This is a genomic window from Achromobacter sp. (assembly GCF_032102605.1).
Classification (GTDB): Bacteria; Pseudomonadota; Gammaproteobacteria; order Burkholderiales; family Burkholderiaceae_B; genus Achromobacter.
In genome coordinates this window covers 88,690-114,253 of sequence record NZ_DAMDGT010000008.1, presented here as the reverse complement: position 1 = coordinate 114,253, position 25,564 = coordinate 88,690, and the positions used below count along the sequence as shown (strand labels likewise).

General features: G+C 64.5%; 25 protein-coding genes. 6 read left to right on the top strand and 19 right to left on the bottom strand.

Going from position 1 to position 25,564, the window contains the following annotated elements:
- Positions 1-87: 87 nt before the first annotated feature.
- The 5 genes from RT614_RS18670 to RT614_RS18650 all read right to left on the bottom strand — a co-directional run bounded on the left by RT614_RS18670 (position 88) and on the right by RT614_RS18650 (position 6,370).
- Positions 88-1,425 carry an ABC transporter substrate-binding protein gene (locus RT614_RS18670; protein WP_313623623.1) on the bottom strand — a complete coding sequence of 446 codons (1,338 nt, stop codon included), beginning with the start codon at positions 1,423-1,425 and terminating at the stop codon, positions 88-90.
- Positions 1,426-1,559: 134 nt separating this feature from the next.
- Entirely contained in the window at positions 1,560-2,624 is a 1,065-nt protein-coding gene (locus RT614_RS18665) for a branched-chain amino acid ABC transporter permease (protein ID WP_313623622.1), read from the bottom strand.
- A gap of 25 nt (positions 2,625-2,649) precedes the next feature.
- Positions 2,650-3,579, bottom strand: a complete 930-nt coding sequence (locus RT614_RS18660; RefSeq protein ID WP_313623621.1) for a branched-chain amino acid ABC transporter permease — start codon at positions 3,577-3,579, stop codon at positions 2,650-2,652.
- Positions 3,580-3,590: 11 nt separating this feature from the next.
- Positions 3,591-4,388 carry an ABC transporter ATP-binding protein gene (locus RT614_RS18655; protein ID WP_313623620.1) on the bottom strand — a complete coding sequence of 266 codons (798 nt, stop codon included), beginning with the start codon at positions 4,386-4,388 and terminating at the stop codon, positions 3,591-3,593.
- A gap of 5 nt (positions 4,389-4,393) precedes the next feature.
- Positions 4,394-6,370, bottom strand: coding sequence for an AMP-dependent synthetase/ligase (locus tag RT614_RS18650; RefSeq protein WP_313623619.1), 1,977 nt, complete (start codon positions 6,368-6,370; stop codon positions 4,394-4,396).
- A 172-nt stretch (positions 6,371-6,542) separates the two neighbouring features.
- On the opposite strand from RT614_RS18650, the gene RT614_RS18645 reads away from it, so the two are divergent.
- From RT614_RS18645 to RT614_RS18635, 3 genes are all read left to right on the top strand, one after another.
- Complete coding sequence (locus RT614_RS18645) at positions 6,543-7,250, top strand: Crp/Fnr family transcriptional regulator (protein WP_313623618.1); 708 nt, start codon at positions 6,543-6,545, stop codon at positions 7,248-7,250.
- 66 nt (positions 7,251-7,316) lie between these two features.
- Complete coding sequence (locus RT614_RS18640) at positions 7,317-7,778, top strand: MarR family transcriptional regulator (RefSeq protein WP_313623617.1); 462 nt, start codon at positions 7,317-7,319, stop codon at positions 7,776-7,778.
- A gap of 164 nt (positions 7,779-7,942) precedes the next feature.
- On the top strand, positions 7,943-8,368 hold the full coding sequence (locus RT614_RS18635) for an organic hydroperoxide resistance protein (protein ID WP_313623616.1): 426 nt from the start codon (positions 7,943-7,945) through the stop codon (positions 8,366-8,368).
- A 518-nt stretch (positions 8,369-8,886) separates the two neighbouring features.
- Here RT614_RS18635 and RT614_RS18630 read toward each other — a convergent pair.
- The 7 genes from RT614_RS18630 to RT614_RS18600 form a co-directional block, all read right to left on the bottom strand.
- Positions 8,887-9,609 carry an ABC transporter ATP-binding protein gene (locus RT614_RS18630; protein ID WP_313623615.1) on the bottom strand — a complete coding sequence of 241 codons (723 nt, stop codon included), beginning with the start codon at positions 9,607-9,609 and terminating at the stop codon, positions 8,887-8,889.
- A gap of 18 nt (positions 9,610-9,627) precedes the next feature.
- Positions 9,628-11,550, bottom strand: coding sequence for a branched-chain amino acid ABC transporter ATP-binding protein/permease (locus tag RT614_RS18625; protein WP_313623614.1), 1,923 nt, complete (start codon positions 11,548-11,550; stop codon positions 9,628-9,630).
- Positions 11,551-11,553: 3 nt separating this feature from the next.
- A complete protein-coding gene (locus tag RT614_RS18620) occupies positions 11,554-12,426 on the bottom strand; it encodes a branched-chain amino acid ABC transporter permease (protein WP_006216335.1) in 873 nt (290 codons plus the stop codon).
- Positions 12,427-12,567: 141 nt separating this feature from the next.
- Positions 12,568-13,731, bottom strand: coding sequence for an ABC transporter substrate-binding protein (locus RT614_RS18615; RefSeq protein ID WP_313623612.1), 1,164 nt, complete (start codon positions 13,729-13,731; stop codon positions 12,568-12,570).
- Positions 13,732-14,051: 320 nt separating this feature from the next.
- Entirely contained in the window at positions 14,052-14,993 is a 942-nt protein-coding gene (locus RT614_RS18610; RefSeq protein WP_313623611.1) for a LysR substrate-binding domain-containing protein, read from the bottom strand.
- Positions 14,994-15,045: 52 nt separating this feature from the next.
- A complete protein-coding gene (locus tag RT614_RS18605) occupies positions 15,046-15,360 on the bottom strand; it encodes an antibiotic biosynthesis monooxygenase (protein WP_313623784.1) in 315 nt (104 codons plus the stop codon).
- Positions 15,361-15,383: 23 nt separating this feature from the next.
- On the bottom strand, positions 15,384-16,016 hold the full coding sequence (locus RT614_RS18600; protein ID WP_313623610.1) for a LysE/ArgO family amino acid transporter: 633 nt from the start codon (positions 16,014-16,016) through the stop codon (positions 15,384-15,386).
- A 148-nt stretch (positions 16,017-16,164) separates the two neighbouring features.
- On the opposite strand from RT614_RS18600, the gene RT614_RS18595 reads away from it, so the two are divergent.
- Both RT614_RS18595 and RT614_RS18590 read left to right on the top strand, forming a co-directional pair.
- The gene (locus RT614_RS18595) at positions 16,165-17,064 is read left to right on the top strand and encodes a LysR family transcriptional regulator ArgP (protein WP_313623609.1); all 900 of its coding nucleotides are present in this window, start codon (positions 16,165-16,167) and stop codon (positions 17,062-17,064) included.
- Positions 17,065-17,082: 18 nt separating this feature from the next.
- A complete protein-coding gene (locus RT614_RS18590) occupies positions 17,083-17,574 on the top strand; it encodes a copper chaperone PCu(A)C (RefSeq protein ID WP_313623608.1) in 492 nt (163 codons plus the stop codon).
- 164 nt (positions 17,575-17,738) lie between these two features.
- On the opposite strand, the gene gdhA is transcribed toward RT614_RS18590, so the two are convergent.
- Both gdhA and RT614_RS18580 read right to left on the bottom strand, forming a co-directional pair.
- On the bottom strand, positions 17,739-19,085 hold the full coding sequence (gene gdhA / locus RT614_RS18585; protein WP_313623607.1) for an NADP-specific glutamate dehydrogenase: 1,347 nt from the start codon (positions 19,083-19,085) through the stop codon (positions 17,739-17,741).
- 409 nt (positions 19,086-19,494) lie between these two features.
- On the bottom strand, positions 19,495-20,289 hold the full coding sequence (locus RT614_RS18580) for an exodeoxyribonuclease III (protein ID WP_313623606.1): 795 nt from the start codon (positions 20,287-20,289) through the stop codon (positions 19,495-19,497).
- 236 nt (positions 20,290-20,525) lie between these two features.
- Here RT614_RS18580 and pyrE point away from each other — a divergent pair, with 236 nt between their 5' ends.
- Positions 20,526-21,212: an orotate phosphoribosyltransferase gene (gene pyrE / locus RT614_RS18575; RefSeq protein WP_313623605.1), complete on the top strand. Its 687-nt coding sequence runs from the start codon at positions 20,526-20,528 to the stop codon at positions 21,210-21,212.
- Here pyrE and RT614_RS18570 read toward each other — a convergent pair.
- From RT614_RS18570 to gatC, 5 genes are all read right to left on the bottom strand, one after another.
- Positions 21,127-21,705, bottom strand: coding sequence for a type II toxin-antitoxin system VapC family toxin (locus tag RT614_RS18570; RefSeq protein WP_313623604.1), 579 nt, complete (start codon positions 21,703-21,705; stop codon positions 21,127-21,129). The genes pyrE and RT614_RS18570 overlap by 86 nt on opposite strands.
- A complete protein-coding gene (locus RT614_RS18565) occupies positions 21,702-21,953 on the bottom strand; it encodes an SGNH/GDSL hydrolase family protein (RefSeq protein ID WP_313623603.1) in 252 nt (83 codons plus the stop codon). Before RT614_RS18565 ends, RT614_RS18570 begins: the two co-directional genes overlap by 4 nt.
- A gap of 124 nt (positions 21,954-22,077) precedes the next feature.
- Positions 22,078-23,535 (bottom strand): Asp-tRNA(Asn)/Glu-tRNA(Gln) amidotransferase subunit GatB, encoded by a 1,458-nt coding sequence (gene gatB / locus RT614_RS18560; RefSeq protein ID WP_313623602.1) that lies wholly within the window; start codon positions 23,533-23,535, stop codon positions 22,078-22,080.
- A gap of 4 nt (positions 23,536-23,539) precedes the next feature.
- The gene (gene gatA / locus RT614_RS18555; RefSeq protein WP_313623601.1) at positions 23,540-25,153 is read right to left on the bottom strand and encodes an Asp-tRNA(Asn)/Glu-tRNA(Gln) amidotransferase subunit GatA; all 1,614 of its coding nucleotides are present in this window, start codon (positions 25,151-25,153) and stop codon (positions 23,540-23,542) included.
- Positions 25,154-25,156: 3 nt separating this feature from the next.
- Positions 25,157-25,465 (bottom strand): Asp-tRNA(Asn)/Glu-tRNA(Gln) amidotransferase subunit GatC, encoded by a 309-nt coding sequence (gene gatC, locus RT614_RS18550; RefSeq protein ID WP_313623600.1) that lies wholly within the window; start codon positions 25,463-25,465, stop codon positions 25,157-25,159.
- Between the last annotated feature and the right edge of the window lie 99 nt (positions 25,466-25,564).

The following is a 25,564-nucleotide window of genomic DNA, read 5'->3' as shown; positions in this document are numbered from 1 at the left end:
GCGGCGGCTGGCCTGAAGCCGGCCGCCGGTTCATATCAACTTCCGTTGCACACCCGCGGCGTCTACGCCGCGGGTGCTCCAGGGGCATCACTCACACTTGCGGGGCGTAATGTTCTTTTCCTTGGCGTACTTGGCCGCCGATTCCTTGACCATGGGGTCGAGGACCGCCTTGTCGGCCTGGTACCAGTCGGAAACGACCTTGAACTTCGAACCGTCCCACTGCACGATGCGAGCCCAATCGTCACCCTTGTGATTGGCGCACGACGTCTTGACCGGACGCATGATCTGGCCAAAGCCCAGCTTGTCGAGCTTTTCCTGGGTCAGGTCCAGATTCTCGAAGCCCCAGCGCACTTGCTCCGGCGTCAGCGCCTTGCCCTTGCCGAACTTCTCCTGCGCGGCGCGGATGGCTTCCACCTGCAGCATCGAGATCATCATGCCGCGCGTGTGGGCGATGGTGCCCAGCGTGGTCTTGCCGGTCTTGTCCGCACCCTGGCCCTTGTCGTAGACGTACTTCTTCAGGTCGTCATAGACCTTGTCGGTGTCGGCGCCGCTGTTGTGGATGGTGATGGCGTTGTAGCCCTTGGCGACATCGCCAAGGTCCTTGACGTCGCCTTCGGAGCCGGCCCACCAGATGGCGTACATCTTGTCGCGCGGGTAGCCGCTGGCCTGGGCCTCGCGGATTGCGGTCGGGGTCATGATGCCCGCGCTCCACAGCAGCACGTAGTTCGGGCGAGCCTGGCGGATCTGCAGCCACGTGGACTTCTGCTCCACGCCGGGAGCCGTCACGGGGTACAGCACCAGTTCAAAGCCTTCCTTGGCCGCGCGCTTCTGCAGCAGCGGGATCGGCTCCTTGCCGTACGGCGAGTCGTGATAGACCAGGGCGATCTTCTTGCCCTTGAGCTTGTCCATGCCGCCTTCTTTCTTGGCGATGTCCTGGATCATCACGTCGGCCGCGGTCCAGTACGTGCCCAGCAGCGGGAAGTTCCACTCGAACACGCTGCCGTCCACCGACTGCGACAGGCCATAGCCCATCGTTTCGACGGGCACCTTGTCGACGATCGCCTTGTCGCTGACCGCGAACGTGATGCCGGTGGACTGCGTGTCGAAGCCCGACGCGCCCGTGCCCTTGCCCTTCAGGCGCTCATAGCACTCCACGCCGCGATCGGTCGCGTAGGCGGTTTCGCATTCTTCGTACGTGATCTTGACGCCATTGACGCCGCCATCGCGCTCGTTGACGAGCTTCAGGTAGTCCAGCTTGCCGTCGGCCCAGGGAATGCCCAGCGGCGCGAACGACCCGGTGCGATACACCAGCAACGGAACGAACTGCTCCTCGGCCGCCATTGCCGGCGTAACCACGGCGCCCGCGGCGCCGGCTGCGGCCATCAGGGCTGCCGCCAACTTCAGGTTAAGACGCTTCATCTCCATTTACCTCCTGCGTGGTGCTTGGGTCAGTAAACCCTGGGACACCGGGATTGGCCCGGTCTTGAGCCGGGTATTCGGGGCGGGGGTCCAGCGCGGTCGTGCCGCGATGGACCCGCGGAAATCAAAACGAAACACGATCAGTGGGGGAAAGGCCAGATCCTCAACTTTTCCTTGCCGATGCTCCACAACCGCGCCAGGCCGTGCGGTTCGGCGATCAGGAAGAACACGATCAGCGCGCCGAACACCATGTGCTCGATATGGGCCGCGGTGTCGACGGACAGCGGCAGGCCCAGCATGTGCGGAATGTTGGACAGCGCCACGGGCACCAGCACGATGAAGGCCGCGCCGAAGAAGCTGCCGATGATCGATCCCAGTCCGCCGATGATCACCATGAACAGCAGCTGGAAGGAGCGACCCAGATCGAACGCCAGCGGTTCCCACGAGCCCAGGTGGATGTAGCCCCACAATGCGCCGGCGACGCCGACGATGAACGAACTGACCGCGAAGGCCGTGAGCTTGGCGTACATGGGCCGGATGCCGATGACCGACGCCGCCACGTCCATGTCGCGGATCGCCATCCATTGGCGGCCGATCGCGCCGCGCACCAGGTTCTTGGCCAGCAGGCTGAAGATGACGACCAGGATCAGCACGAACAGGTACTTTTCCATGGCGCTTTGCACCGGCAGGCCGAAGGCCGTAAGCGGCGGCACGGACACGCTGCCCGATGACGAGTAGTTGGTGAAGAACTGGATGCGCAGGAACGCCCAGTCCACGAAGAACTGCGCGGCCAGCGTCGCCACCGCCAGGTACAGGCCGCGGATGCGCAGGCTGGGAATCCCGAAGATCACGCCGACGATCGTGGCAAAGCAACCGCCAAGCAGAATCTGCACGACCAGCGGCATGCCCGGAAAGCGCACGCCGAAGTTCCAGGCCGCGTAGGCGCCGACGGCCATGAAGGCGCCCGTGCCCAGCGAGATCTGGCCGCAGTATCCGACCAGGATGTTCAGGCCCACGGCGGCCAGCGCCAGGATCAGGAACGGGATCAGGATGGCGCGCAGCAGATAGTCGCTGGCCATGGCCGGCACGACGATGAACGCGACCGCGATCAGCAGCCAGATGAACACCCGATCCTGGCGGATGGGAAAGATCTGCTGGTCAGCGCGATAGCTGGTCTTGAATTGGCCGTTTTCGCGATAGAACATTTTTTATCCTTGGTGAGCCGCGGGCTTAGACGCGGTCGATGATCTTCTCGCCGAACAGCCCTTGCGGACGGAACAGCAGGAACACCAGCGCCAGCACGTAGGCGAACCAGATTTCGATGCCGCCTCCCACGAGCGACCCCAGGTAGACCTCGGACAGCTTTTCCCCCACGCCGATGATCAGTCCGCCCAGGATGGCGCCCGGCACCGAGGTCAGGCCGCCCAGGATCACGACCGGCAGCGCGCGCAGCGCCGCGGTGGACAGCGTGAATTGCACGCCGAACTTCGAGCCCCAGATGATCCCGGCCACCAGCGCAACCAGTCCCGCCACGCTCCACACGATCACCCAGATGCGGTTCAGCGGGATGCCGATGGACTGCGCGGCCTGGTGATCGTCGGCCACCGCGCGCAGGGCGCGGCCGGTGGACGTGTACTGGAAGAAGAGGGCCAGCGCCGCCACCAGCAGCGCCGCAATGACGGCGGCGGTCAGGTCTTCCAGGTTGATTAGCAGCCCGCCCTCGAAGACCGAGTCCAGGATCATCAGCGGATCCTTGGGCATGCCCACATTGATGGAATACACCGAGCTGCCGAACGTGATCTGTCCCAGGCCGTCCAGGAAATAGCTGATGCCCAGCGTGGCCATCAGCAGCGTCGTGGCTTCCTGGTTGACCAGGTGGCGCAGCACGAAGCGCTCGATCGCCACGGCAAGCAGGAACATCACGATCGCGCTGACGATGAACGCCAGCACGTTGGCCAGGATCATGTTGTCAAAGCCCAGCCAGCGCGGCAGCCATTCCGAAAAGCGCGCCATCGACAGCGCGGCCACCAGCACCATGGCGCCCTGCGCGAAGTTGAAGACGCCGGACGCCTTGAAGATCAGCACGAAGCCCAGGCCGATCAGGGCGTACAGCATGCCGCTCATCAGTCCGCCGAATAAGGTCTCTAGAAAAAATCCCATGTCTGCCCGCCTTAGTGCGACACGCCGAGGTAGGCGCGGATGACGTCTTCGTTGGCGCGGACTTCGTCCGGCTTGCCGTCGCCGATTTTCTTTCCATAGTCCAGCACCACCACGCGATCGGAGATGTCCATGACCACGCCCATGTCGTGCTCGATCAGCACGATGGTCGTGCCGAACTCATCGTTCACATCCAGGATGAAGCGGCTCATGTCCTGCTTTTCCTCGATGTTCATGCCCGCCATCGGCTCGTCCAGCAGCAGCAGGCGGGGTTCCATCGCCAGCGCGCGGCCCAGGTCGACGCGCTTTTGAAGGCCGTACGGCAGGCGCCCGACGGGCGTCTTGCGGAATGCCTGGATTTCCAGGAAGTCGATGATGTTCTCGACGAACTCGCGATGCTGGATCTCTTCGCGTTCGGCCGGCCCCAGGCGAAACGCCTGCGCCAGAAGGCCGCTCTTCATGCGCAGATTGCGGCCGGTCATGATGTTGTCCAGCACGCTCATGCCCTTGAACAGGGCCAGGTTCTGGAACGTGCGCGCGATGCCCATCTCGGCGGCGCGCCGCGGATTCATCCGGGAAAAGCGCTGGCCCCGGAATTCGATGCCGCCTTGCTGCGGCGTGTAGACGCCGTTGATGACGTTGAGCATCGAGCTCTTGCCCGCGCCGTTGGGGCCGATGATGGCGCGGATCTCGTGCTCGCGCACGTTGAAGGAAATATCGGTCAGCGCCTTGACGCCGCCGAAGGACAAGGAGATGTTCTGCATGTCCAGCATGACATCGCCGATACGCTGGTCGCGGTCGTTGTTGCTCATGGTCTCTACGCGGCTCGGGCGGTTATGGCGGGAAACGTCTTGACCGGGCGGATCTTCAGGTCCGCCGAAATCTTGCCGGTGCGCCCGTCTTCGAATTTCACTTCGGTCTCGATGAACTGCGACTGCTTGCCGCCAAAGAGCGCGTCGATCAGCACGCCGTATTTCTGCGCGATGAACGCGCGGCGCACCTTGCGCGTGCGGGTCAGTTCGTCGTCATCGGGGTCCAGTTCCTTGTGCAGGATCAGGAAGCGGCTGACTTGCGAGGCTGCCAGCTTCGGATCGGTGGCCAGATCCGCATTGACCTGTTCCACGCATTCCGCGATCAGCTGGTAGATTTCTTCCTTGGCCGCCAGGTCCGTGTAGCCGGCGTAGGCCAGGCCGCGGCGCTCGGCCCAGTTGCCCACGGCTTCCAGGTCGATGTTGATGAAGGCGCACACGTCCTCGCGGCCCGCACCGAAGGCCACGGCCTCCTTGATGTGCTGGAAGAACTTCAGCTTGTTCTCGATGTACTTGGGCGCGAACAGGCTGCCGTTGGCAAGCTTGCCCACGTCCTTGGCGCGGTCGATGATCTTCAACTGGCCGTCTGTGTCCAGATAGCCCGCGTCGCCCGTGTGGAACCAGCCGTCGACGCTGCGCGCTTCGGCCGTGGCGTCCGGATTGCGGTAGTACTCCTTGAACAGGCCCGGGCTCTTCACCAGGATCTCGCCGTTGTCCGCCACGCGGATCTCCACGCCTGGAACGGGCGGGCCGACGGTGTCGTCGCGCACCTGGCCGTCGGGCTGCACGCAGACGAAGACGGAGGTCTCGGTCGAGCCGTACAACTGCTTCAGGTTGATGCCGATGGAGCGATAGAAGACGAAGAGGTCGGGGCCGATGGCTTCGCCCGCCGTGTAGGCCACGCGCACGCGGCTCATGCCCAGCGCGTTGCGCAGCGGGCCATAGATCAGCACGTTGCCCAGCGCGTAGCGCGCGCGGTCCCAGGCGTTGACGGACTCGCCGTCCAGGATCTTCGCGCCAACGCGGCGCGCCAGCTTCATGCACGCGCCGAACAGCTTGCGCTTGAGATAGCCCGCGTCTTCCATGCGAATCATCACATGCGTCAGCAGGCCTTCCAGCACGCGCGGCGGCGCGAAGTAATACGTGGGGCCGATGTCGCGCATGTCGATCGACACGGTGTCGGGCGATTCCGGATGGTTCACCGTGAAGCCGGTGACCAGAAGCTGCGTGTACGAAAACATGTTCTGGCCGATCCACGCGGGCGGCAGGTACGCCAGCACGTCTTCCTGGTCGGTCAGCTTTTCCATGTCGGACACGGCGCGCGCACGATCGATCAGCGCATGGTGCGTCAGCACCACGCCCTTGGGCTTGCCCGTCGTGCCCGACGTGTAGAACATGGCGGCAGCGTCTTGCGGCTGAACGGCCGCGACGGCGCGCTGGAAAAAGTCCGGATGCTGGGCGGCATATTCGCGCCCCAGTTCTTCCAGCCGCTCATAAGACAGCAGCATGGCGTCGGAGTAATGGCGCAGGCCGCGAGGATCGTCGAATACGACATGCTTGAGGGCGGGGCATTGCTCGCGCACCTCGATCATCTTGTCGACCTGTTCCTGGTCTTCGACGACCGCGACGCTGACCTCGGCGTCCTGCAGCACGTAGACCATTTCCTGCGCCACCGCGTCCTGATAGAGCGGCACGGGAATGGCGCCCAACGACTGCGCGGCCATCATGGCCATATACAGGCGGGGACGGTTCTCGCCGATGACGGCGACGTGCATGCCGGGCTGGATGCCCAGCGACGCCAGTCCTTGCGCGACGTGACGGACATGTTCCGCCACCTCGGACCACGTAAGGGTTTGCCAGATCCCCAGATCTTTTTCTCGTATCGCGGGCCGCGACCCACGAACGTTGGCATGCGCGAGCAGCAGCGCCGGAAAGGTATCCGGCGCCGCCGGCATCTGTGCAGATGCGGGCGATGAATGTGCCACGTTGTCTCCTCCGGTTTGGGCGCATCGCGCCAGGAGGCCGCGAAATACGCGGCGATGGCGATGAGGTGCTTGACCAGTTGGTTTTAGATTTACGGCAGCAGTTAAGGTATAAGGTTGGGTTGCTACCAACTGTCACCATCGCGACATTCAAGGACCTTTTAGGGTATTCCCGATGCAGCTAGCCGACTCCCTGCAACTCGCCGCGGCCTGGTTTCGCGTGCTCAACGCCGAACAGCAAACGCGCGTCGAGCGGGACCTTTCCGTGCAGCAGGTCGTTGCCGGGTCGATCATAGAGCGCAAAGGCGAACTCGCACAGGCTTGGATCGGCGTGCTGGCGGGATTGGTCAAGGTATCGGTCGGCAACTCCGAAGGCAAGGTCGCCTCGCTGACAGGCGTGCCTGCGGGCGGATGGATTGGCGAAGGCTCGCTGCTCAAGCGCGAGGTGCGCAAGTACGACATCGTCGCGCTGCGAGATTCGGTGGTGGCGCGCCTTCCCGGCGCGACGTTCGACTGGTTGCTGGATACCAGTATTCCGTTCAACCGCTATCTTCTGCACCAATTGAACGAGCGCGTGGCGCAGTTCATCGGCAAGGCGGAGTACGACCGTCTGCTGGATCCCGACGCGCGCGTCGCCCGCTGTCTGGCCGAGCTCTTCAATCCTTTGCTGTATCCCGGGATGGGCATGCGCCTGGCCATTACGCAGGAAGAAGTCGGCTATCTGGCCCGGGTGTCCCGCCAGCGCGCCAACCAGGCGCTGCGCAAGCTGGAAGAGGCGGGATTGCTCAATGTCGAGTACGGCGCGGTCCGCGTGCTGGACCTGGACGGTCTGAAGCAATACGGTTCGGACCGGGACGTTGCGGAGGGCGAGCAGGCGGCATGAAAGGCCAGTGTCGTCACAGTAAAAAAAAATGTTGACGATAAATCGCGCGCTATTTAATATTGCACCATGAAATCCAGAACCAGGACCAAAAGCGCATTCAACCCGCTGCTGCTGGACAGCCAGCTGTGCTTTGCCTTGTATTCGACCTCTCTGGCGATGAACAAGGTCTATCGTAAGCTGCTGCGCGGGCTGGATCTGACCTATCCGCAGTACCTGGTGATGCTGGTGCTGTGGGAAGGCGACGAGATTACGGTGACGGATATCGGCGACCGCCTGTTCCTGGATTCGGCCACGCTGACGCCGCTGCTCAAGCGCCTTGAGGCCGCAGGCCTGGTGACGCGCACGCGGGCGGTGAACGACGAACGCCAGGTGATCGTGGGCCTGACCAAACAGGGCCGGGATCTTCGGGAAAAGGCTGAAGCGGTGCCTCACTCCATCGCCGCCGCCGCGCAATGCTCGCTGGACGAGGCGCAGGGCATGATGAAGACGCTGCATGCGCTGCGGGAGAAGTTGGTCGAAAGTCTTTGAATTGCCGGGCGATGCCTGTCATCATCCGGCCAAATAAGTAGCGCACGATATTCTTGTACGCAATGTAATAGGTAAGGCAAGTCAGTAGTTCATCGTTGACCGCCGACGCGGGAAAGGTCCCGCAAGGCAAGCAGTCCCACTTTCATCCAAAAAGGAAACGCACCATGTCTATCGAAAAAGTCCTCTACCGCGCCAACGCCACCGCAACCGGAGGCCGTGAAGGCCGTGGCATCAGCGACGACGGCAACCTGGACGTCAAGCTGACCACGCCGCGCGAACTGGGCGGCGCCGGCGCCGCCGGCACGAACCCGGAGCAACTGTTCGCAGTGGGCTACTCGGCCTGCTTCCTGGGCGCGATGAAGTTCGTCGCGAACCGCGACAAGATCAAGATCCCCGCGGACGTGTCGGTCAACGGCACCGTCGGCATCGGCGCGATCCCCACGGGCTTCGGCATCGAAGTCGAACTGAAGATCTCGCTGCCGGGCCTGGAGAGGGCGGAGGCCGAAAAGCTGGTAGCGGCGGCGCACATCGTATGTCCTTATTCGAATGCTACGCGCGGGAATATTGATGTGACGTTGACGATTGTTTGAGGGCGACGTTGCTGAGTTAGCAAGGTTGCTGAGGGTGAAGCTTCGTCGGTTTGCATTGCGCACGCACGCGGCTACTCTTCGTCGGCCGCCCGACGTCGCGGTCGCCGTGCTACTAGGGTCTTTGGCTTGTGGCGCTGCAAGACCTGTAGTCGGGGCAGGGAATTTGCGTTGTCGCTGACTAGCTGCCGCCCGCGCGGCCGGCCGGGGGCGGGCCCGGCAAGATATTCCTCTTTACCCCAGCGCAGGCAAAAACCTAAAGAACCCGGCTCGTCCCGGCGTTCGTAAAGCTGGAGCATAAAGAGCCTGTCGCAGCGGTCGGCTGGGTGCGCGGGGCGTGTAGATGCGCCCGAGGGAAACCGTAGGGAGCCGAAGGCGGACGAAGGCGCACCCACACCATACAAGGTTGACGACGGGGCAGTCCGGAGCGAAGGCTCCGGACTGCAATCGTAGCCCCGCGCACCTAGCCGACCGCTGCGACAGGCGGCTTAAGAACTCAACCTCGTCGATCGCAAGCTCACCTAGTGCGACCCACCCAGATAAGCCGCCACCACCGCCGGATCATGCTTCAACTTATCCGCACTCCCATGCACCGAGATCCGCCCGTTCTCGAGTACATACCCATAATCGGCCACGTTCAGCGCCGCCGCCGCGAACTGTTCGACCAGCAGCATCGTGACGCCTTCGTCCTTCAGCCGCGCAATGATCCGGAAGACCTCTTCCACCAGGATCGGCGCCAGTCCCATCGACGGCTCGTCCAGCAGCACCAGTTCCGGATTCAGCATCACCGCGCGGGCCATGGCCAGCATTTGCTGTTCGCCGCCGGATAGCGTGCCTGCGAGTTGATCGCGGCGTTCCTTCAGGCGCGGGAAAAGATCCATCGCCCGACCCAGGTCCGCCTGCACATCGCCTTTCGGCCGACTGCCCGTCAGGCGCGGGAACGCGCCCAGCAGCAGGTTGTCCGTCACCGACAGCGTCGGAAACACCCGCCGGCCTTCCGGGGAATGCGCCAACCCCAGACGCGCGATTCGGTGCGATTCCATCCCGTCGATGCGCTTGCCGCCCAGCGTGATCTCGCCCGCCGTCGGGCGGATCATCCCCGACAGTGCGCGCATCGTCGTGGTCTTGCCGGCGCCGTTGGAGCCGATCAGCGTCACCACCTTGGCTTTCGGCACCTCCATGCTGATGCCGTGCAGCACCTTCACCTTGCCGTAGCCTGCTTCCAGATTCTTGATCGATAGCATCTTGTTGTCCCCTTGGCGTCAGGCGGGCGCGCCGCCCAGATACGCCTCGATGACCTTGGCGTTGCTTTGCACTTCATTCGGCAGCCCCTCGGCGATCTTCTGGCCGAAGTCCAGCACCGACACGGTGTCGCAAACTCCCATCACCACGTCCATGTGGTGCTCGATGAGGATCAGCGTGATGCCGTGGTCGCGCACCTTGCGGATAATGGCCAGCAGCTCCACGATGTCGGGTGCGGTCAGGCCGGCTGCGGGCTCGTCCAGCAGCAGCAGTTGCGGATCCAGCGCCAGGGCGCGTGCGATCTCCAGCAGGCGCTGCTTGCCGTAGGGCAGGTTGCGCGCCTCTTCGCTGGCCAGGGATTCCAGGCCCACGAATTCCAGCAGCGCCATCGCCCGGGCGCGCGCGCCCTGTTCCTCGTCCTTCCATTTCGGCGTGCGCAGCGCGATGCCGGCAAGGCCCGTGGTGAAGGTGTGATGCAGGCCCACCAGCACGTTTTCCAGCGCGGTCATCTCGCCAAAGAGCTGCACGTTCTGGAACGTACGGGCGATGCCTGCTTCCGCGATGTCGGCCGGGGGCAAGCCCACCAGCGACTTGCCGGAGAACTCCACGGCGCCGGCGGTGGGCACGTAGATGCCCGTCAGCACGTTCATCATCGTGCTCTTGCCCGAGCCGTTGGGGCCGATCAGGCCGTGGATCGTGCCGCGCTTGACGGTCAGGTCCACCTGGTTCAGCGCCTTCAGGCCGCCGAACTGCATCAGCACGCTCTTCGCCGCCAGCAGCGTCTCGCCCTTGCCGGCGACCGCGTCGGGCACCGCTTCCTGTTCCTTCACCAGATCCTTCTTGACGCTCAGCGCGGCGCGACGGGTCGAGAAGAAGAGGTTGCGCACGAAGCCCACGATGCCGTCCGGCAGGTAGTAAACGACGAACAGGATCATGGCGCCGAAGATCGTCAGCCGCCAGTCCGTCACCGCGTCCAGCCAGTACGAGAAGACAGCCAGCACGATGGTGCCGACGACCGGCACCACGACCTTGCGCGGCTCGGTTCGCCCCTTGGAGATGGCCACGACGCTGCCCACGGTCACCAGGATGGCGACGCCGAGCGCGATCAGCCTGAAGGTGCCGATGTCGTCCAGCATCTTGGGCAGCAGCACGATGATGGAAGCGCCCAGCAGTGCGCCCGTGCGGCTCTTGCGCCCGCCCATGATGATGGCCAGCAGGAAAAGGATGGTCAGTTCGAAGTTGTAGGTATTGGGCGAGATGTACTGTTCCGAATACGAATACAGCGCACCCGCCAGGCCGGCGAAACCGGCGCTGATCACGAACGCGATCACTTTGTGCCGGTACACCGACACGCCCATGCAGTCCGAGGCGATCGGGCTGTCGCGCAGGGCTTCGAAAGAACGGCCCAGGTGCGACTTCAGGATGCGGTGCACCACGATCAGCGAGATCACCAGCAACGCGCCCACCAGCCAGAAGTACTCGGCCTTGCTCAGAATGTGCCCGGCGATGGAGGGCTTCGAGATCTTGATGCCAAGCGGACCTTCGGTCAGGAAGGTCATCTCGTTGATCAGGATCTGGATGATCGTGCCGAACGCCAGCGTCACCATGGCCAGGTAAGGCCCGGTCACGCGCAGCGCCGGCAGGGCCAGCACCGCGCCAAAGGCGGCGGCAATGACGATGGCGGCGGGCAGCGTCAGCCAGATCGGGAACTGCAGGTGGAAGACCAGCACGCCGGCGACGTACGAGCCAATGCCGAACAGGCCGGCGTGGCCCAGCGAAACCTGGCCGGTGTAGCCCACCACGATATCGAGCCCGAACAGCAGGATCGAATAGATCATGATGGTTTCGATCAGATGCAGGTAATACGTGTTGGTGACGCCAAGGGGCACGGCGGCCAGGCAGGCCACGGCCACGATGGAAAGCAGCAGGTGCAGGGGTTTCATCGCTTACACCTTCTTGATCGCGGTCTTGCCGAACAGGCCGGCGGGCTTGAAGGTCAGAACGAGCAGCAGCAATACCAATCCCGGCACGTCTTTGTACCCCGTCGAAAGATAGAAACCGGTGGTCGTTTCGGCGATCCCCAGGATCAGCCCGCCCACCACGACGCCCATCCCGCTGGACAGGCCGCCGATGATCGCCACGGCAAACGCCTTCAGGCCCAGCACGGCGCCCATCGTGGCGCCCGTCAGCGTCAGGGGCGCGACCAGCACGCCGGCGAAGGCGGCGGTCAGCGACGACAACGCGTAGGAAAAGGTGATGACCATGCCGGTGTTGATACCCATCAGGCCGGCGGCGTCGCGGTCATTGGACGTGGCGACGAAGGCCTTGCCGTAGATGGACTTGCGGTTGAAGATCTCCACCAGGATCATCATGCCCAGCGCGCCGAACACCACCAGCAGTTCCATGGGCAGTACGTTGGCGCCCAGCACCTGGATCGGGGCTTCGGGCAGCGGCGACGGAAAGCGCAGGTCGTCGCGGCCCCAGATGTTCTCGGCCACGTTCTTGAAGATGATGCCCAGCGCAATCGTGGCCATGATCCAGCCGAATTCCGACCGCGTCTTGATGGCCGGCCGCACGCCGACCCGCTCGACCAGCGCGCCTTGCGCAAAGCCGAAGATGCAGACGATGGGAATCATGACCCAATAGTTGACGCCCAGGCCGACGAGCGTGAGTCCGACGAGCGCGCCCAGCATCAGGGCTTCGCCCTGGCCGAAGTTCAAAGTGCCCGACGTGGCGAAAGTGAGCTGATATCCGAATGCAATGACCGCATAGATCATGCCTAGCGCGATACCGCTATAGATGAGCTGTAGAAGAATCATGGTGTGTGTCTTGAGGCGCGTTGTTCCGTCCCAACCCCCTTGGGCAGAACGCTGTTTTCAGGCGGCTGCATGCCCCGCGCCCCGGGTTGGGAGCGCGGGTGGCGGCGGCCGGGCAGCCGCCGCCGGACTGCGTGTCGGGATTTAGTTGGCCTTGACCACGCGGCCGCCCTTGACCTCGCCGATCACCACTTCCTTGATGGTGATGGCGTCGTGGTTGTCAGCCGAGAAGGGCTTGTTGTAGGTCATCACCACGCCTTCGACGGGCGCCTGCAGGTTTTCCAGCGCTTCGCGCACCTTCGGGCCGTCGGTGGAGTTGGCCTGCTTGATGGCCGCAGCCAGCAGGAAGATGGAGTCATAGCCCTGCGCAGCCGACACCGGGGAATCGATGCGGTTGTTCTTGGGCTTGAACTTGGCCAGGTAGGCGTCGATGAAGGCCTTGCGCTTGGGCGTGTCCGGGTCCTGGATGAAGGTTTGCGGCATGCGCGCGCCTTCTCCGTTGGTGCCGGAGTTGTCGATGTAGTTGGCCATCGACAGCGTCCAGCTGCCGATGATCGGCACCTTCCAGCCCAGCTTGGTCATGCCGTTGGCGATCTGGGCGAGCTCGGGGCCGATGCCGTAGGTCAGCACGGCTTCAGCGCCGGCGGCCTTGGCCTTGAGCAGCTGGGCCGTCATGTCGACGTCCTTGATGTTGAACTTCTCGACGGCCACGGGCTTGATGCCCTTGGAGTCCAGCGCCTTTTCCAGGTCTTCACGGCCAAGCTGGCCGTAGTTGGTGGAGTCGGCCAGGATCGCCACCTTCTTGAAGCCGCGGCGGGTGATCGCTTCTTCCACGATCATCGGGGCCTGGATGCTGTCATGCGCCGCGTTGCGGAACACGTAGTTGTCGGGATATTCCGGCTTCTTGAACTGGTGCGTGATCACGCTGCCCGTGGCCACGTTGTTGAAGACGGGAATCTTGGCGTCCTGGTAGAAACGCTGCGAAGCCAGCGCCACGCCGGTGTTGATGTAGCCGACGGTCGCCGTGACCTGTTCCTTGTTGATCAGTTCCTGCGCGATCTGCACGCCGCGCTCGTTCTTGGCTTCGTCATCGCGTTCGACGGCGACGAGCTGGCGGCCCAGGACGCCGCCATTCTTGTTGATTTCTTCGATGGCCAGACGCACGCCGTCGCGCATGCTGACGCCCATGGAAGACGAACCACCGGTGTACGGACCGGCCACGCCGATCTTGATGGGGTCGGCGGCGTAGGACGCGGCCGTTGCGGCAAAAGCGAGGGTTCCTGCAAGCAGCTTCAAACGAAAATCCATGGATGTCTCCGTTGTAATTGGTAGAACTGCGTGGAAAGCCGTGTGCCGGCGCCAGTCGGCGAAAGGATGTTGTTTGGCGCGCTCCTTTGTTGCGTGTCGTGACTGTCTGCTTAATCGCTTACGCGAATCTGACCCGGCGGGGTTTTTCCGCGTAAATACCTAGTGCAGATGCAGGGTTCCTGTCATTGCGCTGAATGCGAACAGGGTCGCGGCGATGGGATCGGCGCATGGCGCGCCGCAAGCGGGCAGTTGCGTGTGCCGCATCCTAGCCATCGCGGCGTGGCGGCGTGCGGAAATTCATTCCGCCTTTGTGTGGAAATTTATTCCTGGCTGCCCGCCGAGCCGCATGGCCATTGGGATGCGCGTTTGCACACATCCGCAAGCCATAGGGAAAACGCTTGGGCCGCGCCGCCCGGCGTGCGCGACATTTCGGTGCACAGGTAGTACTGCGACTCGCCGGGGATTTCGACGTCCAGCAAACGGACCAGCTTGCCTTCGTCAAGCCATTCGGCGGCAAGGGAGCGGCGCGTCAGCGCGATGCCCTGGCCGGCTCGTGCGGCCGCCAGCATCATGCCCAGGTCCACCAGCCAGACGCCGCGCGACGGCTCCGGCCAGTCCAGTCCCGCCGCCGCCAGCCAGGGACGCCAGGGTTCCATCGGGCAGCGCAGCAGGTCCGCGCGCTCGAGATCCGCGGGCCGCGCGAAGGGGCCGCGTGTCTTCTCGTAGTCGGGAGAGCAGACCGCGAACACGGGGTCATGCGTGAGCGGCTGCGCATGCAGGCCCGGATACTTGCCGCTGCCGAAGCGGATCCAGACATCGGCGTTGGGCGGCATGATGTCCAGGTACGGAATGGACAGCATGATCTCGAGTTCGACGTCAGGGTGCGCTGCCGTGAAGCCCGGTAGCGCCGGTATCAGGACCTGGCGGGCGAAGGTGGGGGTCGACACGACCCGCAGCGTCTCAAGCTTGGGCTCGCCACGCTTGTGCAGCGAGGCGTCCGACAGCAGGTCCAGCGCCGTGCGCACCTGCTCCAGGTATTCGCGTCCGGCGGCGCTCAGCGTGGCGCCGCGGCTGCTGCGGATGAAGAGCGTGACGTCGAGCTGCGTTTCCAGCGCCGCGATGCGCTTGCCGATGGCGCTTGCGGTGACGAAGAGTTCTTCGCTGGCTCGCTCGAAAGAGCCCAGCCGGGCAGCCGCCTCGAATGCCTGGATGGCGGCGAGCGGCGGCAGGCGCACGTCTTTGGAAGGGGAGGGTCCGCGCATAGACCGTCTGGCGGGCCGGCCATGCGCCCGACAAAAATTGGTGAGGCGCTGATTATAAAAGCGCGGGGAATGGCAGGCCTTGCCCGTACTGCCGCAGCACTTGGGAGATCTCCACGCGATAGCCATCCAGCCATTGCGACTGGGCCGCCTTGGCCTGCTGATGCGCCGGATCGCGGATCAGGGTTTCCAGCGCGGCCAGCGATTCCCAGTAATAAATGTTGGCGTACAGGCCCCGAGCGGGGTCTTCCCAGGATTCTTCGCCGAGGTAGCCCGGAATCGCCCGCGCCGCCTGCGCTATGCGCTGATCCAGCCGGTGGAATTCGTCGTCGAATTGCTTCTTGGCGAAGATGAAGGTCGAGGTGTAGATGGCTGGACTCCGATCGCGGCGCGCTACACGCCCTTGACCGCCAGGCTGATCGCCAGCCCGGCCATCACCACGGCAATGACGCCGTCCAGGATGCGCCAGGCGGACGCGTTGGCGAAGAACCGCGCGAACAGGCGCGATCCAATGCCCAACACGGCCAGCCACAGCAGGCTGGCGGTGAAGGCGCCTGCCGCGAACGCCATGCGCGCGTCGTCGAAGCCGTGCGCAAGCGAGCCGACCACCACCATGTCCAGCCAGAAGTGCGGATTGAGCAGCGAGAAGCCCAGTGCGCCCAGCATGGCGGCCCGACGCGACGGAACCACGTCGCGCGCGGCGGCAAGGCCGCCGGTGGCGGTCCAGGCGCGGCGCGCCGATTGCGCGGCGTACCAGGTCAGGAAGGCAACGCCGAACCACAGGACGGCGGTCGTCAGCCAGGGGAACCAGGAAGTCAGCGCCTGCAGACCGGTGACACTGGCGAAGATGAAGACGGCGTCAATCAGCGCGCAGATGGCGACCACGCTGAGCAGATGCGCGCGCATCAGCCCCTGGCGCAGGATGAACGCGCTTTGGGCGCCGACGACGGCGAACAGGCCCAGCCCGGTGGCCGTGCCGCTGGCCCAGGCGGTCAGGAAGAGGGGGGAAGACAAGGTGGCGAACATGATGCGTGTACCTGTGACTACAGCGCCTGTGGCGGCGCTTTGATAATGTGGCCGGCCGCGTAAAGCGGCCGGCAATGCATCATTTTCCCTTGCCATGTGTATGAAATACAGCTAATTTTCCTTCACTATATTAAGTATTGCTAAGGACATGAAAATCGATCACGGCAACCTCCGCGCCCTGGCCGCCGTGGTGCGCGAAGGCAGCTTCGAACGGGCCGCGTTGTCGCTGAGCGTCACGCCGTCGGCGGTGTCGCAGCGGATCAAGGCATTGGAAGATCGCATGGGACGGCTGCTGGTCCAGCGCACCGTGCCCGCCGCGGCCACGGCCGACGGCCAGGTTCTGGTCCAGCTTGCCGAGCAGACGGCATTGCTGGAGCACGACGCGCTGAACCGCCTGGGCGTCGCCGACGACGACGTGCCCCACGCCAGCATCCCCGTCGCCGTCAACCACGACAGCCTGGAAACCTGGTTCGTCGATGCCGCCCTGCAGTTTTCGGCGCGCACCCGCGCCACGCTGGACATGCTGTCCGAAGACCAGGACCACACGGCCGCGTTGCTGCGCAATGGTTCGGTCCTGGGCGCCGTGACCACGTTGGCCGATCCGGTGCAGGGTTGCCGCATCCACGCGCTGGGCAGCATGCGCTACGTGGCCACCTGCACGCCGGATTTCCACAAACGCTACTTCTCGGCGGGCGTGAATGCGCAGACGCTGGCGCAGGCGCCCGTGCTGGTGTTCAACCGCAAGGACGCCCTGCAGGCGCGCTTTGCACACAAGATCGCGGACCCGGCCCCGTGGGAGCCGCCGGTGTGGTGGGTGCCGTCCACGCGCGCCTTCGTCCAGGCCACGCTGGGTGGCTTGGGCTGGACCATGAACCCGCTGCCGCTCGTGCAAGAGCACCTTGATGCGGGTCAATTGGTTTTGCTGCGCGGGCGCGCATGGGAAGATGTGCCGCTTTACTGGCAGCATTGGCGGGTAAACTCCGAGGCGATGGAAGCCTTGACCGACTCGGTTCTGTCAGCCGCCCGCAGCCTGGTCAGGCGGCGTTAACGTCTCAGGAGGACACCCATGAACATCCGCAAGTTTGCCGCCATCGCAGCCCTGGGCCTGTGCGCCGCCGGTTCGGCCTGGGCCAAGGACTACAAGGTTGGCCAGATCGAGGTCGACGACCTCTGGGTCCGCGCCTCCGCGCCGGGCCAGGCCAATGGCGCGGGCTATATGGATATCGACAACGACGCCAAGGCGCCGGATCGGCTGCTGTCGGTGGTGTCGGACGCGGCCGAACGCGTGGAACTGCACACGGTGCAGACCGAGAACGGCGTGTCGAAAATGCGCCAGGTCGAAGGCGGCATCGCGTTGCCGGCCGACTCCGAAGTCAAGCTCAGCCCGGGCGGCTACCACGTCATGTTCATCAAGCTGAAGGCGCCCTTCAAGGACGGCGCCACCGTGCCGGCCACGCTGAAGTTCGAGAAGGCGGGTGATGTCGCGGTTGAATTCAAGGTCAAGCCGGCCTCGCATAACCCCGGCATGAGCCATGATCATGGGGCGATGAAGCACTGATCCTTTCGCCGCCGGGGCGCCGAGCTCCCCGGCGCTTGAGCTGGTCGTCGCACCCCGCCTTGGGCATCTCCCGCCCAGGCCACAAGCAAAAAGGCCGACTCGTGTGAGTCGGCCTTTTCATGGGCATCACAGGCATTCGGCGCGCCGCGCCGGGTGGCGCCCGATCAGTACAGGCCTTGCTGGCGCATCGCGTCCGCGACCTTGACGAAGCCGGCGATGTTCGCGCCGTCCAGGTAGTTCACGTACTCGCGCTCCGAGTGGCCATGGCGCACGCAGTTTTCGTGGATGTCGCGCATGATGGCATGCAGGCGGGTGTCCACTTCTTCGCGGGTCCACGACAGGCGAGCCGAGTTCTGGGCCATTTCCAGACCCGACACGGCCACGCCGCCGGCATTGCTGGCCTTGCCCGGCGCGTACAGCACGCGCGCGGCGATGAAGGCCTTGGCGGCGTCCAGCGTGGCGGGCATGTTGGCGCCTTCGGCCACGCAGAGCACGCCGTTCTTGATCAGCGTCTGCGCATCGGCCAGCTCCAGTTCGTTCTGGGTGGCGCAGGGCAGGGCGACGTCGACGGGCACGTGCCACGGGCGCTTGCCGGCTTCGTACTTCAAGCCGAATTGGCGGGCATACGTATCCAGGCGGCCGCGCAGGTCGTTCTTGATGTGCATCAGGGCGACCAGCTTCTCGTGGTTGAAGCCGGCCTCGTCGACGACCGTGCCGTTCGAATCGGATACGGTGATGACGCGGGCGCCCAGGGCCATGGCCTTTTCGATGGCGTATTGGGCGACGTTGCCGGAGCCCGACACGGACACGCGCAGGCCGTCGAACGACTTGCCCACGCGCTTGAGCATTTCTTCCGCGAAGTACACGGTGCCGTAGCCGGTGGCTTCGGGGCGGATCAGGCTGCCGCCGAAGGTCAGGCCCTTGCCGGTGAACACGCTGGCGGTCGAGTTCGACAGCTTTTTCATCATGCCGGCCATGAAGCCGACTTCGCGCGCGCCCACGCCGATGTCACCGGCAGGCACGTCGGTGTCCGGGCCCAGATGGCGGTACAGCTCGATCATCAAGGCCTGGCAGAAGCGCATCACTTCGGCGTCGGACTTGCCCTTCGGGTCGAAGTCCGAACCGCCCTTGCCGCCGCCCATGGGCAGCGTGGTCAGCGAGTTCTTCAGGGTCTGTTCGAAAGCCAGGAACTTCAGGATCGACAGGTTCACCGACGGATGGAAGCGCATGCCGCCCTTGAAGGGGCCGATGGCCGAGCTGTGCTGGATGCGGAACGCGCGGTTGACCTGGGCGCGGCCTTGGTCATCGGTCCAGCAGACGCGGAACTGAATGACGCGCTCGGGCTCGACCAGGCGCTCGAGCAAGGCGTGCTCGGCGTAGTGCGGATGCTTTTCGACGAAGGGCCACAGGCTCAGCATCACCTCCTGGACGGCTTGCATGAACTCGGGTTGCTGCGGGTCGCGCGCGGCGACGCCACGCAGAAAGTCGTCCAGACTCTGCACTTTCACCATGATCTCCTCGGGGGTGCTTCGAATAGGTGCGGAATGCGCCAATGTGGGGCGCGAATAATTTGTTCTGGTGCATGGCTGCACCTGGTTGGTGCGGAATTGTAGGGGCAAAATGTTGCCCTGCGCAAAGCCGCAAATGACCGCAGCGCCTTGATATAAAACGGATTTTTCCGGCCGATATATGGGGACGTATTGATTGGAAGATGACGCGTTGGTGGGGTCAAAAGCCGACGGAAAATGGGCCGATGCTTGAATTCCCTGGGGAAATCATTGTGTCCCCAATTTAATTGGCTATGCGCTCATGGACGAAGCGCGCACTTCGTCTCGCCAATAAGAGACCCCGGCAGGCCGGGAGGGGCGTTGATGCCGGGAATTGTTCTTTAATATGTCCCTTATTATTACTTGAGAAAAGTCACGCCCTCAGGGTCGTGTCGTAGTCGATCGTCAGCGGCGCGTGGTCGGAGAATCGCTCGTCCTTGTAGATGGCGACATTGCGGGCCTTGGCCGCAATGCCCGGAGTGGCGATCTGGTAGTCGATGCGCCACCCGACGTTCTTCGCCCAGGCCTGGCCGCGGTTGCTCCACCAGGTGTATTGATCGGGGCGCTCGTCGATGGTGCGGAACACATCCACGAAGCCGCGCTTGTCGAATACGTCCGTCAGCCAGGCGCGCTCCTCGGGCAGGAAGCCCGAGTTCTTCATGTTGCCCTTCCAGTTCTTCAGGTCGATTTCCTTGTGCGCGATATTCCAGTCGCCGCAGATGACGAATTCGCGGCCGGTCGTCTTGTGCTCATGCATCAGGGCGTCGATCCACGGGCCGAACCGGTCCAGGAACCGGTACTTGGCCTGCTGCCGCTCGTCGCCACTGGAGCCCGAGGGCAGGTAGGCGCTGATCACGGACAGGTCTTTCCAGTCGGCGCGGATGATGCGGCCTTCCGGGTCGAATTCCTCGCAGCCCAAGCCTGAGTTCACGCGCTCGGCGGCATCGCGCAGGTAGATGCCCACGCCGCTATAGCCCTTCTTGACGGCGTGGTGGAAGTGTCCGGTATAGCCGGGGGGATGGCGCAGCTCGTCGGTCAGGTCTTCGTGCGAGACCTTGATCTCCTGAAGGCACAGCACGTCGGCGGCGTGCTTCTCCATCCAAGGTTGCAGGCCCTTTTTGAAGGCGGACCGAATGCCATTGAGGTTGATCGACGTAATGCGCAGCAAAGCGAAACTCCTGTAATGCGGCCGCGGGCGGCGGACAATGCCAGGAATTTAACCGACTCGGGTGCGGTGGCCTGGGATGAGCCTGGGATGGATAGGGGCACGTGCCGAAGCCGGACGGAACTCGGAACCCCGTCGCGCCGGGATGCCCGGTGGCGACACTTGGAAAGCCCGGCGCCCGAAAAATCCTCCCGACAGCGGATAAAATGCGTGCTCTGCCACCTACCGGATCTATCTGCATGCCCGCCGCCCAGCCTTCCGCCACCGCCCTGGATTTCGTCCGCTTCGCCTTGAACGAAGGCGTGCTGCGCTTCGGCAGCTTCAAGGTCAAATCGGGACGGATCAGCCCCTATTTTTTCAATGCCGGACTGTTCAACAGCGGCCGCTCGGTTGGCAAGCTGGCCCAGTTCTACGCGCAGGCGTTGCTGGATTCCGGCGTAGCGTTCGACATGCTGTTCGGGCCGGCCTACAAGGGCATCCCGCTGTCGACCGCCACCGCCGTGGCGCTGGCCGGGCACCCGGACATGCAGGGCCGCGGAGACGTGCCTTTTGCGTACAACCGCAAGGAAGCCAAGGATCACGGCGAAGGCGGCACCCTGGTTGGCGCGCCCCTCAAGGGCAAGGTCGTCATCATCGACGACGTGATCACGGCGGGCACCTCGGTGCGCGAATCGGTGGAAATCATCCGCAACGCCGGCGCGGAGCCCGCCGCTGTGCTGATCGCCATGGACCGCATGGAACGCGCAGGTCCCGACGACGCGCTGTCCCCCCATTCCGCCGTGCAAGACGTGGCCAAGACCTACGGCATTCCGGTAGTGTCGATTGCGTCGCTGGCGGACATCATGGCGCTGCTGCAAAACGACGCGGCGTTTGCCGAGCACCGCGACGCGGTGCAGGCTTACCGGACGAAGTACGGGGTGAAGTAAGTCCGGGGCGGCCAGCGCTTGTTGGCCGGGCTCTGTATCGTGCGACAGGGGATTCAAGCCGGTTGACCGGTTTGTCCGCCCCAACCACGACGACGTCGCAGGCATGTGCGGCCTGCGCCAGTCGTTTGTCGAAAGTGGCCAGAGCGGCGTCGTGCCACAAGGCCAGTTCCAGGTATGACGCGTCGTACACCGTGAGCGCGTGCCTTCGCGCCAGAGATATGCTGCGTGGAAGCCAGGTCGCGGTGGGCCGTGATTCGCTGATCACGGGCGCCATATTCAATCGAGCCGAGAACGCAGCCAGCATGTCGGGCGTGGCCTGCTGCTGCCGTTCGATGCGCAACGCTCCCTGGGCCACTTCCAGCGCCCAGATCGGAGGAACGAGCGCGGGCTCGTCAGCCAGGTCTTCCAGTATCGCAAGCGCTTGAGCGCTGCAGGTCTGGCTGGGTAGTTGCAGCCAGCTCAAGGCGACCGACGCATCGAGTACGAGCTTCATTCGTGTGTCCCTTTGACGGCATGCCACCAGGTGGCTTCATCAACGTACGGAACGCCTTTGAATTGCTTGAGCTCTTCGAGTGCGCGGTGCGCCTCTTCGGTTAGCAGGGGATTGACGCGCCGGAGCTGGGCGTAGGCCATGCCATCCCGCGTGATGACGACGCGAGTACCGACGTGGGCGGCATCGATGAGTTCTTCCAGCCGTTCCGCGACCTGCTCTTGCGGAATGGATAAATAGGGGGTTGTCATGGCCAAGTCTCCGGCAAAATCGACCAGACCATTCTTGGCCAAACAAAAGGCCGCGGCAAGATGCCGCGGCCTTGAATTCAGTCTGATATTTCGCCGGTCCACCATGAAGACGGACCGGCCCGGATCAGCTGTCCAGCTTTTGTTTGAGGAGGTCGTTGACCTGCTGCGGGTTGGCCTTGCCACGTGCGGCCTTCATGATCTGGCCGACCAGCGAGTTGAACGCCTTCTGCTTGCCGGCGCGGTATTCCTCGACGATGGCCGGGTTGGCGGCCAGCACTTCGTCGATCATGGCGCCGATGGCGCCCGTGTCGCTGATCTGCTTCAGGCCGCGCGCTTCGATGATCGCGTCGGCGTCACCGCCGTTCTCGCCGGCCCACATCGCGCCGAATACTTCACGGGCGATCTTGTTCGAGATCGTGCCGTCGATGATGCGGTTGATCAGCGCAGCCAGGGCCGGCGCCTGCACCGGGGATTCGGCGATGGCCTTTTCTTCCTTGTTCAGGGTGGCGGCCACTTCGCCCATGATCCAGTTGGCGGCCAGTTTGGCCTGACCGGCCGGCAGCGCGTGCGCCACGGCCTCGAAGTAGGCGGCCAGGTCGCGGCTGACGGTCAGTTGGGCGGCGTCGTAGGCAGGCAGGCCAAACTCGGATTCGAAGCGGGCGCGCTGGGCGGCCGGCAGCTCGGGCATGGCGGCGCGAACCTTTTCCACCCAGTCGCTGGAAATCACCAGCGTGGGCAGGTCGGGATCGGGGAAGTAGCGGTAGTCGTGCGCGTCTTCCTTGCTGCGCATGCTGCGCGTTTCGTCGCGGTCGGCGTCGTACAGGCGGGTTTCCTGGACGACGGTGCCGCCGTCCTCGATCAGCTCGATCTGGCGACGCGCTTCATAGGTGATGGCGCGTTCCAGGAAGCGGAACGAGTTGACGTTCTTGATCTCGGTGCGCGTGCCGAATTCCTTCTGGCCCACCGGGCGGACCGACACGTTGGCGTCGCAGCGGAACGAGCCTTCCTGCATGTTGCCGTCGCAGATGCCCAGCCAGACGACCAGGCTGTGCAGCGCGCGGGCGTAGGCCACGGCCTCGGCGGCGGAGCGCATCTCGGGCTCGGTCACGATTTCCAACAGCGGGGTGCCGGCGCGGTTCAGGTCGATGCCGCTGGCAGGACTGCCGTTGGCCAGGCTGAAGTCGTCGTGCAGGGACTTGCCCGCGTCTTCTTCCAGGTGGGCGCGCGTCAGGTTGATGGTCTTTTCTTCTTCGCCGACGAAGAAGCTCAGCGAACCACCCACCACGACCGGCAGCTCGTACTGGCTGATCTGGTAGCCCTTGGGCAGGTCAGGGTAGAAGTAGTTCTTGCGCGCAAACACCGAGCGCGGCGCGATCTTGGCGCCCACGGCCAGGCCGAAGCGGATGGCGCGTTCGGCCGCGCCGCGGTTCATGACCGGCAGGCTGCCGGGCAGGGCCAGGTCGACCTCGTTGGCCTGCGTGTTGGGAGCCGCGCCGAATTGCGTGCTGCTGCCCGAAAAAATCTTGGAGTCGGTGGAAAGCTGCGTATGCGTTTCCAGGCCGATGACGATTTCCCAGTTCATGTTCTCAGCCTTGCTGGACAGGGGCACGCTGATGCCAGTCCGTCACTTGTTGGTAGCGGTCGGCGATGGCCAGCAGGCGGCCTTCGTCGAAGTAGTTGCCGATGATCTGCAGGCCGATGGGGCGATGACCGCCAGCGCCGCCGGGCCGCCCCAAGGCGCTGGCAGCCCCCTCGGGGGGCAGCGAGCCTTGCGAGCGTGGGGGCTGTCCATCCTGGCCGCCGAAGCCGCACGGGATCGACATGGCGGGCAGGCCGGCCAGGCTGACGCCCAGCGTATAGACGTCGGCCAGCCAGTCGGCCGTGGGATCGTCGCGGTTGTCGCCGATATTCTTGGCGACCGTGGGCGTGACCGGGCCCATGATGACGTCGCACTGGTCGGCGTAGGCGCGCTGGAAGTCCTGCGCGATCAGGCGGCGCAGGCGCTGGGCCTGCAGGTAGTAGGCGTCGTAGTAGCCGTGGGACAGCACGTAGGTGCCGATCAGGATGCGGCGTTTGACCTCGTCGCCGAAGCCCTCGGCGCGCGAGCGGCTGATCATTTCGTTCAGGTCGCCGTACTGCTTGGCGCGGTGGCCGTAGCGCACGCCGTCGTAGCGGGCCAGGTTGCTGGACGCTTCGGCGGGGGCGATGACGTAGTAGGCGGGGATGGCCAGTTCGGTACGGGGCAGGGACACCGGCACGCGCACGGCGCCCAACGCCTCGAATTGCGCCAGCGCGGCTTGCACCGCGGCGGCCACGTCAGGCGCCAGGCCGGCGCCGAAGTACTCTTCCGGCACGCCGATGCGCAGGCCCTTCAGAGGCTGGCTGCCGGCGGCGTCGAAACGGCTTTGGACGGCATCGAAGTCACGGCGCACGCGGCCGGGCCCGTTGACCGCGCCATCGCATTTTTCCAGGCTGGTGGCGTCGCGCGGGTCAAAGCCGCTGATGACGTCCAGCAGTTCGAGCAGATCGCGGCTGCTGGGCGCCAGCGGACCGGCCTGGTCCAGGCTGGAGCCGAAGGCCACCATGCCGAAGCGCGATACGGTGCCGTAGGTAGGCTTGATGCCGCTGACGCCGCAGAGGGCGGCGGGTTGGCGCACCGAACCGCCGGTGTCGGTGCCGGTGGCGGCGGCGACCAGGCGGGCGGCCACGGCGGCGGCGGAACCGCCCGACGAGCCGCCGGGCACGGCCGCGTGGTCCCAGGGGTTCTTCACGGCGCCGTAGGCGGAGTTCTCGTTGCCGGAACCCATGGCGAATTCGTCGCAGTTCAACTTGCCCAGCGAGACCGCGCCAGCGGCTTGCAGGCGTTCCACGACGGTGGCGTCGAACGGGCTGACGTAGCCCTCGAGCATCTTGCTGCCCGCGGTGGTGCGCCAACCGCGCGTGACGAAGGCGTCCTTGTGGGCGATCGGGATGCCGGCCAGCGGGCCCGCCGTGCCGTCAGCCAGCGCGGCGTCGGCGGCGCGCGCCTGCGCCAGGGACAATTCGGCGTCAATATGTAAGAAGGCGTTCAGGCCGCTGGCGGCTTCGACGGCGGCCAAAGCGCTTTGCGCCAGGTCCACGGCGCTGACTTCGCGCTGGGCGAGGGCCGCGCGCAGGGCGGCGATCCCCTCGAATTGGGTATGCAGTGCAGGTTTCGTCATGACTTATTCCAGGACCTTGGGAACCAGGAACAGGCCTTCCTGGGCGTCGGGCGCATTGGCCAGCAACTCCTGGCGGCGGGCTTCCGAACCGGCTTCGGTCACGGCGTCTTCGCGCAGGCGCAGCACGATGTCCTCGTGCGCGGACAGGGGGTGGGCCAGGGGTTCGACGCCCTGGGTGTCGACCGACTGGAGCCGTTCGATGAGGTGGAGGATGCCGTTGAGCTCGGCCTGCGCGACGGTGCGCTGGTCGGAGGTCAGTTCGATTCTGGCCAGCCGGGCAATGCGGGCCACATCTGTGTCATTGAGCGCCATGGGGGATTGCAAAATCGATAAGCGAAGGCCGAAGGGCGGGACAGGGCAGTATGCATACGCCGAACCCGTTACAAAGCTTGAATAGCCTGCATTTATGCG

Coding starts and splice junctions, on each gene's coding strand:
- RT614_RS18670 (WP_313623623.1), bottom strand. CDS start 1,425: ATGGAGATGAAGCGTCTTAACCTGAAGTTGGCGGCAGCCCTGATGGCC.
- RT614_RS18665 (WP_313623622.1), bottom strand. CDS start 2,624: ATGTTCTATCGCGAAAACGGCCAATTCAAGACCAGCTATCGCGCTGAC.
- RT614_RS18660 (WP_313623621.1), bottom strand. CDS start 3,579: ATGGGATTTTTTCTAGAGACCTTATTCGGCGGACTGATGAGCGGCATG.
- RT614_RS18655 (WP_313623620.1), bottom strand. CDS start 4,388: ATGAGCAACAACGACCGCGACCAGCGTATCGGCGATGTCATGCTGGAC.
- RT614_RS18645 (WP_313623618.1), top strand. CDS start 6,543: ATGCAGCTAGCCGACTCCCTGCAACTCGCCGCGGCCTGGTTTCGCGTG.
- RT614_RS18640 (WP_313623617.1), top strand. CDS start 7,317: ATGAAATCCAGAACCAGGACCAAAAGCGCATTCAACCCGCTGCTGCTG.
- RT614_RS18635 (WP_313623616.1), top strand. CDS start 7,943: ATGTCTATCGAAAAAGTCCTCTACCGCGCCAACGCCACCGCAACCGGA.
- RT614_RS18630 (WP_313623615.1), bottom strand. CDS start 9,609: ATGCTATCGATCAAGAATCTGGAAGCAGGCTACGGCAAGGTGAAGGTG.
- RT614_RS18625 (WP_313623614.1), bottom strand. CDS start 11,550: ATGAAACCCCTGCACCTGCTGCTTTCCATCGTGGCCGTGGCCTGCCTG.
- RT614_RS18620 (WP_006216335.1), bottom strand. CDS start 12,426: ATGATTCTTCTACAGCTCATCTATAGCGGTATCGCGCTAGGCATGATC.
- RT614_RS18615 (WP_313623612.1), bottom strand. CDS start 13,731: ATGGATTTTCGTTTGAAGCTGCTTGCAGGAACCCTCGCTTTTGCCGCA.
- RT614_RS18610 (WP_313623611.1), bottom strand. CDS start 14,993: ATGCGCGGACCCTCCCCTTCCAAAGACGTGCGCCTGCCGCCGCTCGCC.
- RT614_RS18600 (WP_313623610.1), bottom strand. CDS start 16,016: ATGTTCGCCACCTTGTCTTCCCCCCTCTTCCTGACCGCCTGGGCCAGC.
- RT614_RS18595 (WP_313623609.1), top strand. CDS start 16,165: ATGAAAATCGATCACGGCAACCTCCGCGCCCTGGCCGCCGTGGTGCGC.
- RT614_RS18590 (WP_313623608.1), top strand. CDS start 17,083: ATGAACATCCGCAAGTTTGCCGCCATCGCAGCCCTGGGCCTGTGCGCC.
- gdhA (WP_313623607.1), bottom strand. CDS start 19,085: ATGGTGAAAGTGCAGAGTCTGGACGACTTTCTGCGTGGCGTCGCCGCG.
- pyrE (WP_313623605.1), top strand. CDS start 20,526: ATGCCCGCCGCCCAGCCTTCCGCCACCGCCCTGGATTTCGTCCGCTTC.
- RT614_RS18570 (WP_313623604.1), bottom strand. CDS start 21,705: ATGAAGCTCGTACTCGATGCGTCGGTCGCCTTGAGCTGGCTGCAACTA.
- RT614_RS18565 (WP_313623603.1), bottom strand. CDS start 21,953: ATGACAACCCCCTATTTATCCATTCCGCAAGAGCAGGTCGCGGAACGG.
- gatB (WP_313623602.1), bottom strand. CDS start 23,535: ATGAACTGGGAAATCGTCATCGGCCTGGAAACGCATACGCAGCTTTCC.
- gatA (WP_313623601.1), bottom strand. CDS start 25,153: ATGACGAAACCTGCACTGCATACCCAATTCGAGGGGATCGCCGCCCTG.
- gatC (WP_313623600.1), bottom strand. CDS start 25,465: ATGGCGCTCAATGACACAGATGTGGCCCGCATTGCCCGGCTGGCCAGA.